At 58.7% G+C, this 12568-nt stretch carries 14 protein-coding genes, 1 tRNA gene and 1 pseudogene; 4 read left to right on the forward strand and 12 right to left on the reverse strand.

Annotation, left to right across the window (positions count from 1 at the left end):
- The 5 genes from ACRXB1_RS17300 to ACRXB1_RS17320 form a co-directional block, all read right to left on the reverse strand.
- Positions 1-548, reverse strand: a 548-nt coding sequence (locus ACRXB1_RS17300; RefSeq protein WP_449492667.1) for a DUF4088 family protein, incomplete at its 3' end; no start/stop codon positions are given.
- A gap of 162 nt (positions 549-710) precedes the next feature.
- A complete protein-coding gene (locus tag ACRXB1_RS17305) occupies positions 711-1184 on the reverse strand; it encodes a CreA family protein (RefSeq protein WP_075359668.1) in 474 nt (157 codons plus the stop codon).
- Between the two features lie 297 nt (positions 1185-1481).
- The gene (locus ACRXB1_RS17310; protein WP_449492668.1) at positions 1482-2540 is read right to left on the reverse strand and encodes an aldose epimerase family protein; all 1059 of its coding nucleotides are present in this window, start codon (positions 2538-2540) and stop codon (positions 1482-1484) included.
- Entirely contained in the window at positions 2537-3322 is a 786-nt protein-coding gene (locus tag ACRXB1_RS17315) for a FadR/GntR family transcriptional regulator (RefSeq protein ID WP_062167285.1), read from the reverse strand. Before ACRXB1_RS17315 ends, ACRXB1_RS17310 begins: the two co-directional genes overlap by 4 nt.
- Positions 3323-4110: 788 nt before the next feature.
- Positions 4111-4443 (reverse strand): hypothetical protein, encoded by a 333-nt coding sequence (locus ACRXB1_RS17320; RefSeq protein ID WP_449492669.1) that lies wholly within the window; start codon positions 4441-4443, stop codon positions 4111-4113.
- On the opposite strand from ACRXB1_RS17320, the gene ACRXB1_RS17325 reads away from it, so the two are divergent.
- Genes ACRXB1_RS17325 through ACRXB1_RS17335 form a run of 3 tightly spaced genes read left to right on the forward strand, consistent with a single transcriptional unit; the run spans position 4442 to position 7175 of the window.
- The gene (locus ACRXB1_RS17325) at positions 4442-5185 is read left to right on the forward strand and encodes a (Fe-S)-binding protein (RefSeq protein WP_061999975.1); all 744 of its coding nucleotides are present in this window, start codon (positions 4442-4444) and stop codon (positions 5183-5185) included. The genes ACRXB1_RS17320 and ACRXB1_RS17325 overlap by 2 nt on opposite strands.
- Positions 5182-6591, forward strand: a complete 1410-nt coding sequence (locus ACRXB1_RS17330) for a lactate utilization protein B (RefSeq protein WP_061999974.1) — start codon at positions 5182-5184, stop codon at positions 6589-6591. Before ACRXB1_RS17325 ends, ACRXB1_RS17330 begins: the two co-directional genes overlap by 4 nt.
- The gene (locus tag ACRXB1_RS17335; protein WP_075357164.1) at positions 6588-7175 is read left to right on the forward strand and encodes a LutC/YkgG family protein; all 588 of its coding nucleotides are present in this window, start codon (positions 6588-6590) and stop codon (positions 7173-7175) included. The genes ACRXB1_RS17330 and ACRXB1_RS17335 overlap by 4 nt, the downstream gene beginning before the upstream one ends.
- A gap of 78 nt (positions 7176-7253) precedes the next feature.
- Here the strand turns inward: ACRXB1_RS17335 and kdgD are convergent, their stop codons facing one another.
- The 6 genes from kdgD to fdxA form a co-directional block, all read right to left on the reverse strand.
- Positions 7254-8171, reverse strand: a complete 918-nt coding sequence (gene kdgD / locus ACRXB1_RS17340; RefSeq protein ID WP_061999972.1) for a 5-dehydro-4-deoxyglucarate dehydratase — start codon at positions 8169-8171, stop codon at positions 7254-7256.
- 259 nt (positions 8172-8430) lie between these two features.
- Positions 8431-9174 carry a FadR/GntR family transcriptional regulator gene (locus tag ACRXB1_RS17345; protein ID WP_062167279.1) on the reverse strand — a complete coding sequence of 248 codons (744 nt, stop codon included), beginning with the start codon at positions 9172-9174 and terminating at the stop codon, positions 8431-8433.
- Positions 9175-9247: 73 nt separating this feature from the next.
- Positions 9248-9670, reverse strand: a complete 423-nt coding sequence (locus tag ACRXB1_RS17350; protein WP_449492670.1) for a PIN domain-containing protein — start codon at positions 9668-9670, stop codon at positions 9248-9250.
- Positions 9667-9867: an antitoxin gene (locus tag ACRXB1_RS17355; RefSeq protein ID WP_449492671.1), complete on the reverse strand. Its 201-nt coding sequence runs from the start codon at positions 9865-9867 to the stop codon at positions 9667-9669. The genes ACRXB1_RS17350 and ACRXB1_RS17355 overlap by 4 nt, the downstream gene beginning before the upstream one ends.
- 259 nt (positions 9868-10126) lie before the next feature.
- Positions 10127-10202, reverse strand: a tRNA-Asn gene (locus ACRXB1_RS17360).
- Between the two features lie 132 nt (positions 10203-10334).
- Positions 10335-10658, reverse strand: coding sequence for a ferredoxin FdxA (gene fdxA / locus ACRXB1_RS17365; RefSeq protein WP_061999968.1), 324 nt, complete (start codon positions 10656-10658; stop codon positions 10335-10337).
- Positions 10659-11103: 445 nt separating this feature from the next.
- Between fdxA and pncB the strand changes: the two genes are divergently transcribed.
- Entirely contained in the window at positions 11104-12294 is a 1191-nt protein-coding gene (gene pncB, locus ACRXB1_RS17370) for a nicotinate phosphoribosyltransferase (RefSeq protein WP_061999967.1), read from the forward strand.
- Between the two features lie 178 nt (positions 12295-12472).
- Here the strand turns inward: pncB and ACRXB1_RS17375 are convergent.
- Positions 12473-12568, reverse strand: a pseudogene (locus ACRXB1_RS17375) (lipocalin family protein); the annotation flags it as partial.

Genomic DNA, 12568 nt, shown 5'->3' on the forward strand with positions numbered 1-12568 from the left:
TCGCGCGCGGTCGATCCCACGCTGTGTTCGGTCGCGATCCTCGTTTCGTACACGCGTTGACGTAATGAATCGGCAAGACGCCACGCGGGCGTCTGCATCTTCTGCTCGAGATCCTGAATGTCCGATGCCGCCGATTTGATCTGCGAGGCAAGTGCATCGATTTGCGCCGGGTCGCCTTTTGCCTCGTTCACAATCGATGTCGCCCATGTGCGCGACGCCTTTACCAGATCTTCCGCTGACCAGTCCGAGCGCACAGCGAACCCGAAACCGTGTTCCGCCGCCTGGCGCATCATCATGTCGATAACGTCCGGGAATTCCTTGTCCAGTGCGCGCTTGGCCCATGCGTACTGGCCGTTCTGCAGCATGCGCTGGACGGCTTGTTCGGTGAGGGGCGTGGGATTGTCGAGCAGTTTTGCGCGCAAGAAATCTTCGAACGATGGCGTGACGAACTGCGGATCGAACTTGAGCGAGAGACGAATGAACGTATCGAAATCGCGGCGCAGCGCGGCAAGCGTTTCGTCTTTGAATGAGAGGGTAATCTGACCCATGGTGTGTCCCGGTTCGCGCGTCCCGCGCATCGAATTTTGGAATTTGCGCGGGTAAACAGTCGGCGTCGCTGCTAGAGCGATTGCCTTTCGTCTTTATAACGGCAGCGGGACGGCAAACTTTAGACAAATGGAGGAAGGCCTCCAATCGTGCGCTCCTTCATATCACTTCACGGGAATCGTCGTGCCCGCTGGCATGGGGACGGCTGTCACGCTGTTCTTCGCGCTGCCGGTCGCGATGCGGTCGCTGTAGGTCAGGTAGACGAGCGTGTTGCGTTTGGCATCGACGACACGCACCACGTGCAAGGTCTTGAAGATAAACGACATGCTCGCGGAAAAGATATCGGCCTTCTGCTTGAGCGGCGCGTCGATCTTGATCGGACCGACTTGACGGCAGGCAATCGATGCCTCGGACGGATCTTCGGCAATTCCAAGCGTGCCTTTGACGCCACCCGTGCGTGCACGCGACACATAACAGGTGACGCCTGTCACGCCGGGGTCATCGTACGCTTCGACCGTTACGCGATCCGAGCCGGTGAACCGGAAGTTCGTGTTCACGCTGGCGATTTCCTCGGCATGAAGACCGGGAACGGCGACGAGGGCAGCGATCGCTGCAAGTACGGGGAGGGCGCGTTTCATCGAAATCCTTCGAAGCTATCGTGGCAATGCGGCGGGCTATGCCGTTGGCAATGTAAAAACAAAAAAGGCGTCGTATTGTAACGACGCCTTCGTTCAGTCCGGATGAAACGAGTGCAATGAAAGATCAGTGAAAAATCAAATACAAGATCACCAGCACGATCACCGGAACACCAAGCAGCCAGCCAAGTAGGTAGGGCATGTCATCCTCCATTCGATATCTGATTTGATGAATCAAGTATCCTCAAGAGGCTGATCCGCTGATAGCCGCGCCTGTCCTATATGGATGTAGGCGGACTCCTATCGGACGCTCATGGTGTATTGCGTCACTTGCCTGTAGCGCTCGTTCGGGCGCAGCACGACGTCTTCGGCACTTTCCATGTTGATCTGGTTCGGGAATCCGCCCGCTTCCAGGCACAGCGCGCCGTGCTTCTTGTAGATCACACCTTGTTTGCCCGGCTCGCCTTCCAGATGATTGCTCGTATAGAACACGAGGCCGCGTTCGGTTGTCGATACAGCCAGCTCACGGCCGCTCGCCGGATGGTAGACGCTCGCCGCGTGCTGCAATTCCGGCAGTGCGGTGACCGCGCCAATCGAGCGCAACACAAAACAATGATCGATACCGCCATTCGCGAGCCTCACCTGCTCATTGTCCTGTGTCTCGATACACGGTCCGATCGCCGCCGGCTTGCGGAAATCGAACGGGGTATCGGCGACGTTTTCAAGCGTTGTCGGGATCGTGTTTTCATCGATGGCGAAGAAGTGGTCCGCCGCGATCTCGATCTCGTGATCGGCAATGCTCGATGGCACGCCCGACAAGTTGAAGTACGCGTGATTGGTGAGGTTGAGCGGCGTTGGGGCATCGGTGAAGGCGTCGTAGGCAATCGTCAACTCGCCTGCCGGGCTGAACGTGTATGTCACCTGAACCGTGAGGGCGCCGGGAAAACCGTTATCGCCCGCTGGCGATTCAAGCCGGAACACGAGCGATTCGTCCGTGTGCTTCGCCTGCCAGAGCTTGTAGCTGAAGCCGGTCGATCCGCCGTGCAGCGAATTCGGCGGCTGGTTTGCTTCGAGCGGGTATTCGACGCCATCGAGTGAAAAACGCGCGCCCGCGATGCGGTTTGCCCAGCGCCCGACCGTCGCGCCCATGTGCGCGGGGCCTTCGGTGTAGGCGGTGGGTGTGTCGTGGCCGAGGAGGATATCGGCGAGCCGGCCGTCGCGGTCCGGCGCGAACCACGAAACGAGCGCCGCCCCAAGATTCGTCACGGATAGCCGCAAGCCGTTGTCATGGCTGATGGTATGAAGTTCGACGGGCGTGCCGTCCGGGAGGTCGCCCCAATGGGCGCTGGAAATGTTCATGACGTGGTCTCCGGGTTATGGGTTTTCGCGGGTTGGCGAGGCGCTTCGGCCTTGAGCGGCCTGTCACGATACAGCGTGCGCACATAGTCCAGGTGTGCGCCGGCGGCGTCGCGGGCGCGTTGTGGATCGCGGGCGACGATGGCATCGAAGATCGCCTGATGTTGCGCGAGGAGATCGGCTTCGACTTGGTCGTCGTAATCGACCAGCCGGTGCGACGTCAGCATGGATTCGCGCACGAGTTCGTGCAAGCCGTGCATGACGTGGGCGAGCGCGAGGTTATGGGTGGCATCGGCGATGGCCAGATGAAACGCTGCGTCGTGCTCGGCGATGCGTGTGCGTTTCGGTTCGATGGCCGCCGTTTTCAGCGCTTGAAACGCTTCGGCGATGCGCGCGAGGTCGGCCTCGGTGGCGCGTTCGGCGGCATAGGCAGTGGCGAGGGATTCGAGTCCGTGGCGGAGTTCGAGCACGTCGTTGCTGGCGGTGGGATGCTGGCTGAGCAACGCGGCGAGCGGCGCCGAAACGAGGGGCGCGGTAACGTCAGACACTTCGAAGCCGCCGCGGGCGGCGGTGCGGATGAATCCATCGGATTCCAGGCGGATGAGTGCTTCGCGCAGCGATGGCCGTGAGACGTTCAGTTGTTCGGCGAGATCGCGTTCGGCGGGCAGGCGCTGGCCGGGGAGGAGGGCGCCGCTTGTGATCAGGGCACGGATCTGGTCGGAGACGACATCGGCGATGCGCACGCGGGGGTAGGAGTGGACGGGGTGGAAGGGGGGCGTTGGCACTTGGGGGGGTGTTTGGAGTGGGGGATTGGGCGGTTGTTCGTAGGGGTTGGGGTTGGTGCCGGGTTGTTGCTCTTCAGGTCTTCGCGCGTTCCGTCTTGGCTGATTTTTTTCGCACTATTAGCCACTGTCCGTGGCGGGACTTCATTTCACGGGTTTTGCGCTAGCGCTCGGAATAGTGTTCGTTGCGGTCGGAGTTAATGCCGGGTTGTTGCTGTTTGAGCTTGCTCGCGTTCTGTTCTAGCTGACTTTTGTAGCACTATTAGCCACTGTCCGTGGCGGGACTTCATTTCTTTTTCCAACGGCGAAAAAGAAACGAAGCAAAGAAAACGCCTTTCAACCGCTAATTCTTAAGTGTCCCGAGCGTGCACTGACAACTGTTTGGTACTTCACAAGAACGCTCGACGCCGCAATCAAGAACACTTGAACCCCTCCCCCTCCGTCAACAGATACCCACACGCTTCGCCACCAGTAACTGTGGCAGTCAATACGGAAACCTGGCCCAAGTGAACAACGGGTTGAGCACATGACGGCGCTACAGCATCCTGAACTTGCCGAGACTTTGCCGCCGGTGGTCTCAGGCTCGCGCGGGCAAAACGGAACCAGTACAGCCAACTCCTCCATTTGGGCGTCAGCGCGCGCAGCGCGGAAGCCTCATTAACGGATTCCGACACTGGTGGCGAAGCGTGTGGGTTGCCGTTTACGGAGGGGGAGGGTTTCAAGTGTTCTGAACTCCGGCGTCGAGCGTTCTTCTGAAGTACCAAACAGTTGTCACTGCACGCTCGGGACACTTATGCGCCGTCGGTGGAGAGGCGTTTTCTTTGCTTCGTTTCTTTTTCGCCGTTGGAAAAAGAAATGAAGTCCCGCCACGGACAGTGGCTAATAGTGCTAAAAAAATCAGCCAAGACGTAACGCGCGAAGACCTGAAGAGCAACAACCCGGCGTCGACCCAGCACCACCCCGTCCCTGGAAAACCTCAGTTTGACATGAAACCACACAAACTTTAAAGTCTTGGTCAGACCAAGCTGACCAGCAGAAGCAAAAAAAACTGAACAGCAAAAGCAAAAAACGCCCAGCGGTAACAAAAACCCCACCCCCCAAGCGCCAGCGCAAACCCCGTCCATGAAAGTCGCCCTGTTCGTCCCCTGTTTCATCGATGCGTTCTACCCCGAAGTCGGCATCGCGACGCTTGAGCTGCTCGAACGCCTGGGCGTAGACGTCGACTATCCCGAAGAGCAGACCTGCTGCGGCCAGCCCATGGCAAACAGCGGCGCGCAAAAGGAGGCCGCCGGCGCCGAGCGCGTCTTCGCCCGCAACTTCGCCGACTACGACTACGTAGTAGGACCCTCGGCGAGCTGCATTCATCACGTGCGCGAACACCTGACGGCGATCGAACAGACGGCATCGGTGAAAAAGGTCCGGGCAAGCGCCTACGAACTCGTCGAGTTTCTCCACGATGTCCTCAAGGTGCGCGAATTCCCGTGGGCCGAATTTCCGCATCGCGTGGGACTGCACAATAGCTGCAGCGCAATCCGGCACCTGAAGGAAGTATCGGCGTCGGAGATCAATGGCGCGCCTTTCTCCAAACCCCGTGCGTTGCTCGAAGGCGTGAAGGGCATCGAATTCGTCACACTCACCCGGCCCGACGAATGCTGCGGTTTCGGCGGCACGTTTTCAGTGACGGAAGAAGCGGTATCGGTGAGGATGGGGCAGGACAAGGTGCGCGATCACGTCGGCGCGGGCGCACAATACATCGTCTCCGGCGACATGTCGTGTCTCATGCATCAGCAAGGCTGCGCCGAGCGCCTGAAACTCGATGCACAATTCATCCACATCGCACAGGTTCTGAACGGAGCACGCGCATGAGCGACGTCGTGAAGGGAAAGAGCAAGCGGCTCGATCACGCGAAGGCGGCGGGCGCGTTTATCGCGAAAACGGATCACGTCGCTTTCCACGACAAACGCCTCTGGGACCTGCGCAGCAAACGCGATGCTCAAGCGCACGGCATGCCCGAATGGGAAACGCTGCGGGACCTGGCATCGGGGATCAAGGAGCACACGCTTTCCCACCTCTCCGATTACCTCGAGCAGTTCATCTCGCAAGCCGAGTCGCATGGCGTCACCGTGCATTACGCGGCCACCGCCGAGGAACACAACGAGATCGTCTACAAGCTGATGTCCGAGCGCGGGTTGACCACGCTGGTGAAAAGCAAATCCATGCTCACCGATGAATGCAAGATGCGCGAGTACATCGAACCGCGCGGCATCACGGTGATGGAAACGGATCTCGGCGAACGCATCCAGCAACTGGACAATCAGGATCCGAGCCACATGGTCGTGCCGGCGGTGCACAAGTTGCGCGCGGACGTCGCCGAGCTGTTCGGACGAACCATCGGCACCGATCCCAAGAACAGCGACATCCACTATCTCGCCGAAAGCCAGCGCATGAACACGCGGCCGTATTTCGTGCGCGAGAAAACGGCGGGTATGACGGGATGCAATTTCGCAGTTGCCGAGACGGGTACGGTCGTGGTGTGTACGAACGAAGGCAACGCGGATTTGTCGGCGAATGTGCCGCCGCTGCATATTGCGTCGATTGGTATCGAAAAGCTGATCCCAAAGATTTCCGATCTCGGCGTGTTCGTGCGCATGTTGTCGCGTAGCGCGCTCGGCTCGCCGATCACGCAATACACCTCGCATTTTCGCGCGCCGCGTCCGGGCTCGGAGATGCATTACATCCTCGTCGATCACGGCCGCTCCGAGCGCCTCGCGATGGAAGATTTCTGGTACTCGCTCAAATGCATCCGCTGCGGCGCGTGCATGAATACGTGCCCGGTTTACCGGCGTAGCGGCGGGTTGTCGTACGGCTTCACGTATTCCGGCCCGATCGGCGCCATCATCAATCCGACCTACGATATGAAGCGTTTCAGCAGCTTGCCGTTTGCATCGACTTTGAACGGGAGTTGCACGAATGTCTGCCCGACGAAAGTCAACATTCACGAGCAGATCTACAAGTGGCGCGAGGTCATCGCGGCGAATCATGAAGTACCGTTCGTGAAGGCCGAAGTGCTGAAGATGGCGGGGCGCCTGCTTGCCAGTCCGACGTTGTATCGCGGCACGGTGGCGTCGCTTGGCGGCGCGCTGAAACGCTTGCCGAACTTCGTGCTGTACAACCCGCTGAATATCTGGGGCCGTCAGCGTGACTTGCCTGAAACACCGGCTGAAACCTTCCATGAGTGGTACAAGAAAAATCGCAAGGCAGCGCAGAAATGACGACAACGCGTGAAGCTTTCTTGGCCAAGATCCGCGCGGCGCAACCGGCGGGCCGTCCGCGCCCCGAAGTGCCCCTCTTCGATACCCCTCCCGGCGAGCGTCTCGAACGCTTTCGTACGGCGCTCGCCGCGATGGGCGGCACGGTAGTCGAAGGCGAATCGCTCGATACCGTGCGTGCGCTGCTGGCCGAGCGCTTCGGCGCTGATGCAATCGTGGCATCGGCGGTTGCGGGTATCGATGGAAATCGTGCGCTTTCACCCGAAATGGCGCCTGCATTGCTGCAGGATGTCGATGCCGGCGTCGTGCGTGCGCGCTTCGGCGTGGCGGAAACTGGCTCGGTGTGGTTCAGCGAGGACGAGTACATCGTCAATTCGATCGGTTACCTCGTGCAGCATCTCGTGGTCTTGCTCGATCCGGCGCGGATCGTGGATGGACTGCAGGATGTGTACAGACAGGATGACTTCAAAAACGCACGATACGCAGTACTGGTGACGGGGCCATCCGCGACAGCCGATATTGAAGGCGTGCTGATTCGCGGCGCGCAGGGCGTGAGATCGTTGACGGTGGTCCTGCTCGCGGCTTGAACCGACGTTCCAGAGGTACAAAACCCGTTCCGGCTTGCATTACCGGAACGGGTTTTTTATCGGCCTGCCCTGAAACGATTACTGCGAGCCGAGCTTCTTGATCAGCACATCGAGCTGCGCCATTTCGTCTTCGGTCAGATCGGTCAACGGCGCACGCACCGGACCGGCGCTACGGCCGATCAGCTTCGCGCCCGCCTTCACAATGCTCACTGCATAGCCGGCCTTGCGATTGCGGATCGCGAGATACGGCATGAAGAATTCGTCGAGCAGACGGCCGGTCGTCACATGATCCTGCGATGACACCGCGCGATAAAACTCCATCGCCGTCTTCGGAATGAAGTTGAATACCGCCGATGAGTACACTGGCACGCCCAGCGCCTTGTACGCTTCGGCATAGACTTCGGCGGTCGGCAAGCCACCGAGATACGAAAAGCGATCACCCAGGCGACGACGGATCGTCACCATGTTTTCGATCTCGCCCACGCCATCCTTGAAGCCGATCAAGTTCGGGCAGGAATCGGCGAGACGCTCGAGCATGTCAGCGTTCAGCTTGGAATTCGCGCGGTTATAGACGATCACGCCGATGTTTTTCACCGCCTTGCACACCTGTTCGACGTGCGCGGCAATCCCTTCCTGGCTCGCTTCCGTCAGGTAATGCGGCATCAGCAAGATGCCGTTCGCGCCCAGCCGCTCGGCTTCCTGCGCATAAGCAATGGCAACGCGCGTTGGGCCACCGGCGCCGGCCAGGATCGGCACCTTGCCCTTGCAGGTTTCCGTCGCCGTGCGGATCACGTTCGAATAGTCGGTTTGCGTGAGCGAAAAGAACTCGCCCGTGCCGCCGGCCGCGAACAGCGCCGTTGCGCCGTAAGGCGCCAGCCATTCGAGACGCTCGGCGTAAGTGTCGGCGCGGAAGTCGCCTTGTTCATCGAAGTCGGTCAGCGGGAAAGACAGCAGGCCTTCGGAAACGATTTTCTTGAGTTCTTGAGGTGTCGTCATGTTCGGTCGTGAGTTGGTTTTTCCAGGCGGCCAGCAGCTACGAGATTAATCGACATACGTTGTCTGATGACATTCTAAGATCGATCAGATTGGCGATAGTATGGGTATTAACCCCCAGATCATATGGCAGTTGAGACACCTTACAGGCTGTATTTGCTGCCGCCGAGCGTGCATAGTATCCATCAAAGTACGACGTCAGACAAGATGAGTTTGCCTGCGCTCGTTGAAAATTCCGAGCGAGGCAGGTGAGCTTGGTGGGTCAGGCGGTCACATCGGCTGCCTGGTTGGCGCGCCGCAAGCGTTCCCGGCTATTCGACAAATGCATGCGCATGGCGGCGCGGGCGCTTTCGGCGTCGCGCCGGACAATCGCTTCCAGAATGCTCTCATGTTCGAGATTCACCAGCGACATGTACGCCTTCGGATCTGCCTTCGCGATACCCGCTGAATCGATGCGGTTTCGCGGAATCAGCGCCGTGCCCATTTGCGTCAGGATATCGACGAAATAGCGGTTGCCCGTTGCCCGGGCAAGCGCGATGTGGAACTGGAGGTCGGCCGCGACGCTGTCATTGCCATTGCGGCTGGTTGCTTCGATTGCATCGAGTGCGGCGCGCATGCGCACGAGGTCTTCGGGCTGCGCACGCTGCGCGGCCAGACCGGCGCATTCCGTCTCGAGACTGATGCGCAGTTCGAGCACCGAAAGAACATCGCGCAGGGTGGTGGCCGGCACCATGTCGATACCAAGCTTTTCGCGCCGCGGTTCCAGCACGAAACTCCCAATGCCGTGCCGCGTTTCGATGACCTCGTTTGCCTGCAATCGCGAAATGCCTTCGCGCACGACTGTCCGGCTTACGCCGAGCGTGATCATGAGCTTGGCTTCGGTCGGCAGTTTGTCGCCAGGTTTCAGGGCGGCAGATTCGATCTGTTCGATCACGTAGTCGAACACGCTCTCCGCCAGGTTGCGGGCACGTCGGGGTGTCGCGACGGATGCGAGGGGTTCGGCCATCAGAAACGCTCCTTGAGTCGGTCGGGCGATATATTCAAGCGAACATTATACCGTTGTCTGACGACCGCCAATTTTAAAGATTGGATGAGGTGCGCTGGGTCTCCTGGCTTTCCCAGTCCTCAACGTTCAGCTTGCTCACGCGACGGAACTCCCGGGTATTTCGAGTGATAAGTGTGAGTGCGCGGGCAAGGGCCTGTCCGGCGATGAGAGCGTCATACGGTCCACTTGGAGTTCCGGCCAATGCGAGTTCCGCGCGCACTTCCCCTGCGTGCCGGGCATCTTCAGTATCGAAGTCGAGAACTTCGAATTGCAACGCCTCAACACGCTTCAAGTTCTCGGCGGCGTTCTGGCTCTTGTATGCGCCGTAACATAGTTCGTGTGCGACGATGGATGAGATGGCGAAATCGCGCGGTCGATGCTGTCGCAGCCGAGCGAGAAATCCGCTATTTCCCTTCATGAGCGCAATGACGGCGTTCGTGTCGAGCAAGTAGTTCACTTAAAGAAATCCAGATCTGGGCGGTCCTGTTCGGTCGGCTGCTCAGTTGATACCTGGATAAAGCCTTCGTCGACGGGGCCGACGATGAATTCGAGCCATGACCAGTCATTGGCGATCGGTTCGAGGATGATCGCGTTGCCGTGGCGCCGCACACGCACTTCATCCACGTCCAGTCGGAACTCCTTGGGCAAGCGCACGGCCTGTGATCGGCCAGACTAAAAACACTTTAGCAGTATTTATAACCTTCCCCTCTTGATGAGATATATCAAATGTATATACCAAACTCATCAGGAAAGAAGAGGCAGTTTCCCGGTTGGCATGCCCTAGAGGTCGCATTTCGTTCTTGAAACATGAGCAGTGGCAACTTACTTCGCGAAATCGCTATGGCAGTGCACTCCATAGCGCTAAACGCAAAAAGCCCAATCTTTCGATTGGGCTTTTTGTCTGGAACCTTTTTGGCTCCCCGACCTGGGCTCGAACCAGGGACCTACGGATTAACAGTCCGGCGCTCTACCAACTGAGCTATCGGGGAACATCTGCAGCAGAGAAACGAGATTATATGGAGGGGATTCTAGCCTGTCAACACCCTGCGTTCATCTCGATTTAAAAACTTACCTACCAACAAAGAGTGCGTTAAACAGAGCGACAAACCGCCGCTTATGTATCAACGTTCGAGCAGTTCGAGCTTCTCTTTTACGTCCTTGAAATCGTCGGCTTCCGGCAGCGGCGCCTTGGTCTTGGTGATACTTGGCCATGCGCGCGAAAGATCCGCGTTCAGTTCGATGAAGTGCTGCTGATCACCTGGCACATCTTCTTCGGCATAGATCGCATTGACCGGACATTCAGCCACGCACACAGCGCAGTCGATGCACTCGTCCGGGTCGATCGAGAGGAAATTGGGACCTTCGCGGAAGCAGTCCACCGGGCACACGTCCACGCAATCGGTGTAACGGCACTTGATGCAGCTTTCGGTCACAACGTGAGTCATTCAGGCTCCTGCATGCGAAATTCGTGGGGGCGGCGAGGCAACTCGGACGCTGGGTTCGATCTCGAACCTTCAGTCTCTTTCCTGGGCTGGGCAGCCCGGCTATGCACATTGCGCGCGCCAAAACCAATATTGTAGCGTACCGGTAAAACTCAGCGCGACCCCGTTCCAGAAGGCCTTATATCCTTTAGTGATTTGTTTATGGGCGTATGCGGGCCTCCCGCAAGGTGCGGCAAAGGATTCGACGCCATGGCCCACGGGGCTCAGGCTTTGCACTTCGGGTAACATGCTCTTCGAGGCCGCCGGGGCAGACCAGCCAGTGCCTGGTCAGTGCGTTCCGTCGGACCGTGTCCTTATTGGCCGTGTCCTTACAGACCCTCCGTTTGCGTTTGCCCGCGGGATTTTGCCTGGCGGTTCTATCCGTTGTACTAGCCGTTCGTCTGGAACCATGATCATCCATTCGCTGCTCGATACCGATCTCTACAAGTTCACCATGATGCAGGTCGTCCTGCATCACTTCCCGGCAGCGCATGCGGAATACAAGTTTCGATGCCGTACGCAAGGTGTCGATCTCGTTCCGTACATCGAGGAAATTCGCGAGGAAGTGCGCGCGCTCTGCCAGTTGCGTTTCACCGAAGAAGAGCTCGAATACCTTCGGCGGATGCGCTTCATCAAGAGCGATTTCATCGACTTCCTCGCGCTCTTTCACCTCAACGAAAAGCGGGTGACGATCAAGCCGTCGGCGAAGAACAACGGGGAGATCGACATCGATATTGTCGGCCCCTGGCTGCACACCATCCTGTTCGAGATTCCCGTTCTCGCGATTGTCAACGAAGTTTATTTCCGCAACACGCAGCGCGATCCGACTTTCGAAACCGGCCGCGACCGTCTGCGCGACAAGATCGAGTTGCTTGGCGGCAGCCCAGAGGTATCCGAGTGCAAGATCGCCGACTATGGCACGCGCCGCCGGTTCTCCGGCAAGTGGCACGAAGAAGTCATCCTCAAGCTGAAGGAAGGTTTGGGCGAGCAGTTCACCGGCACGAGCAACGTCTATTACGCAATGAAGCACGGCCTTCGTCCCCTGGGCACGATGGCGCACGAGTACTTGCAGGCTTGCCAGGCGCTCGGTCCGCGGCTGCGCGATTCGCAGGTCTTCGGCTTCGAGATGTGGGCCAAGGAATATAGAGGTGATCTGGGCATTGCGCTCTCCGACGTCTACGGCATGAAGGCGTTTCTCAACGACTTCGACATGTACTTCTGCAAGCTCTTCGACGGCGCCCGTCATGACTCCGGCGATCCGTTCGACTGGGGCGAGCGCCTGATCCGTCACTACGAGCAGAACCGATGCGACCCGCGAACCAAGGTGCTGGTTTTCTCGGACGCACTCGACATTCCCAAAGTACTGCAGCTCTACGAACGCTTTCGCGGCCGTTGCCAGCTAGCGTTCGGCGTGGGTACGAATCTCACCAACGACCTGGGTTACCAGCCTTTGCAGATCGTCATCAAGATGGTTCGCTGCAATGGCCAGCCGGTCGCCAAGCTCTCCGATTCTCCCGGCAAGAACATGTGCGAAGACCAGGCTTATCTTGCGTACCTGCGCCAGGTTTTCGATATCGTCAAGCCGGTAGGAGAACTGTAACTCGTGCGCGTGCGTCCGGACGCAACCCGGCTGAGCGTTAGCCGTTCGGTCTAGGGTCGTGCGGCAGGGCTGCTCGTTATAATCGAGTCCTTGATCGACGCACCTGCCAACGAGGACCCACCCATGAAACCATCGCCCGCATGCTGGAAATCACGCGGGCGGCGCAGTTGGGATATGCGCTGGTTGATGCTGGTCCTCCCCAATATACTGCCCCCGTGGACTGACTGGAATCAAGTTCCTGATCATCCATCAGCGGGTCGAGTTGCCATGTTGA

This window comes from Caballeronia sp. M23-90 (assembly GCF_053574605.1).

Bases quoted from the DNA above. Each gene is read 5' to 3' on its own strand.
- ACRXB1_RS17320 (WP_449492669.1), bottom strand. From the start codon at position 4,443: ATGGACGGGGTTTGCGCTGGCGCTTGGGGGGTGGGGTTTTTGTTACCG.
- pncB (WP_061999967.1), top strand. From the start codon at position 11,104: ATGATCATCCATTCGCTGCTCGATACCGATCTCTACAAGTTCACCATG.
- fdxA (WP_061999968.1), bottom strand. From the start codon at position 10,658: ATGACTCACGTTGTGACCGAAAGCTGCATCAAGTGCCGTTACACCGAT.
- ACRXB1_RS17345 (WP_062167279.1), bottom strand. From the start codon at position 9,174: ATGGCCGAACCCCTCGCATCCGTCGCGACACCCCGACGTGCCCGCAAC.
- ACRXB1_RS17330 (WP_061999974.1), top strand. From the start codon at position 5,182: ATGAGCGACGTCGTGAAGGGAAAGAGCAAGCGGCTCGATCACGCGAAG.
- ACRXB1_RS17310 (WP_449492668.1), bottom strand. From the start codon at position 2,540: ATGAACATTTCCAGCGCCCATTGGGGCGACCTCCCGGACGGCACGCCC.
- ACRXB1_RS17305 (WP_075359668.1), bottom strand. From the start codon at position 1,184: ATGAAACGCGCCCTCCCCGTACTTGCAGCGATCGCTGCCCTCGTCGCC.
- ACRXB1_RS17335 (WP_075357164.1), top strand. From the start codon at position 6,588: ATGACGACAACGCGTGAAGCTTTCTTGGCCAAGATCCGCGCGGCGCAA.
- kdgD (WP_061999972.1), bottom strand. From the start codon at position 8,171: ATGACGACACCTCAAGAACTCAAGAAAATCGTTTCCGAAGGCCTGCTG.
- ACRXB1_RS17325 (WP_061999975.1), top strand. From the start codon at position 4,442: ATGAAAGTCGCCCTGTTCGTCCCCTGTTTCATCGATGCGTTCTACCCC.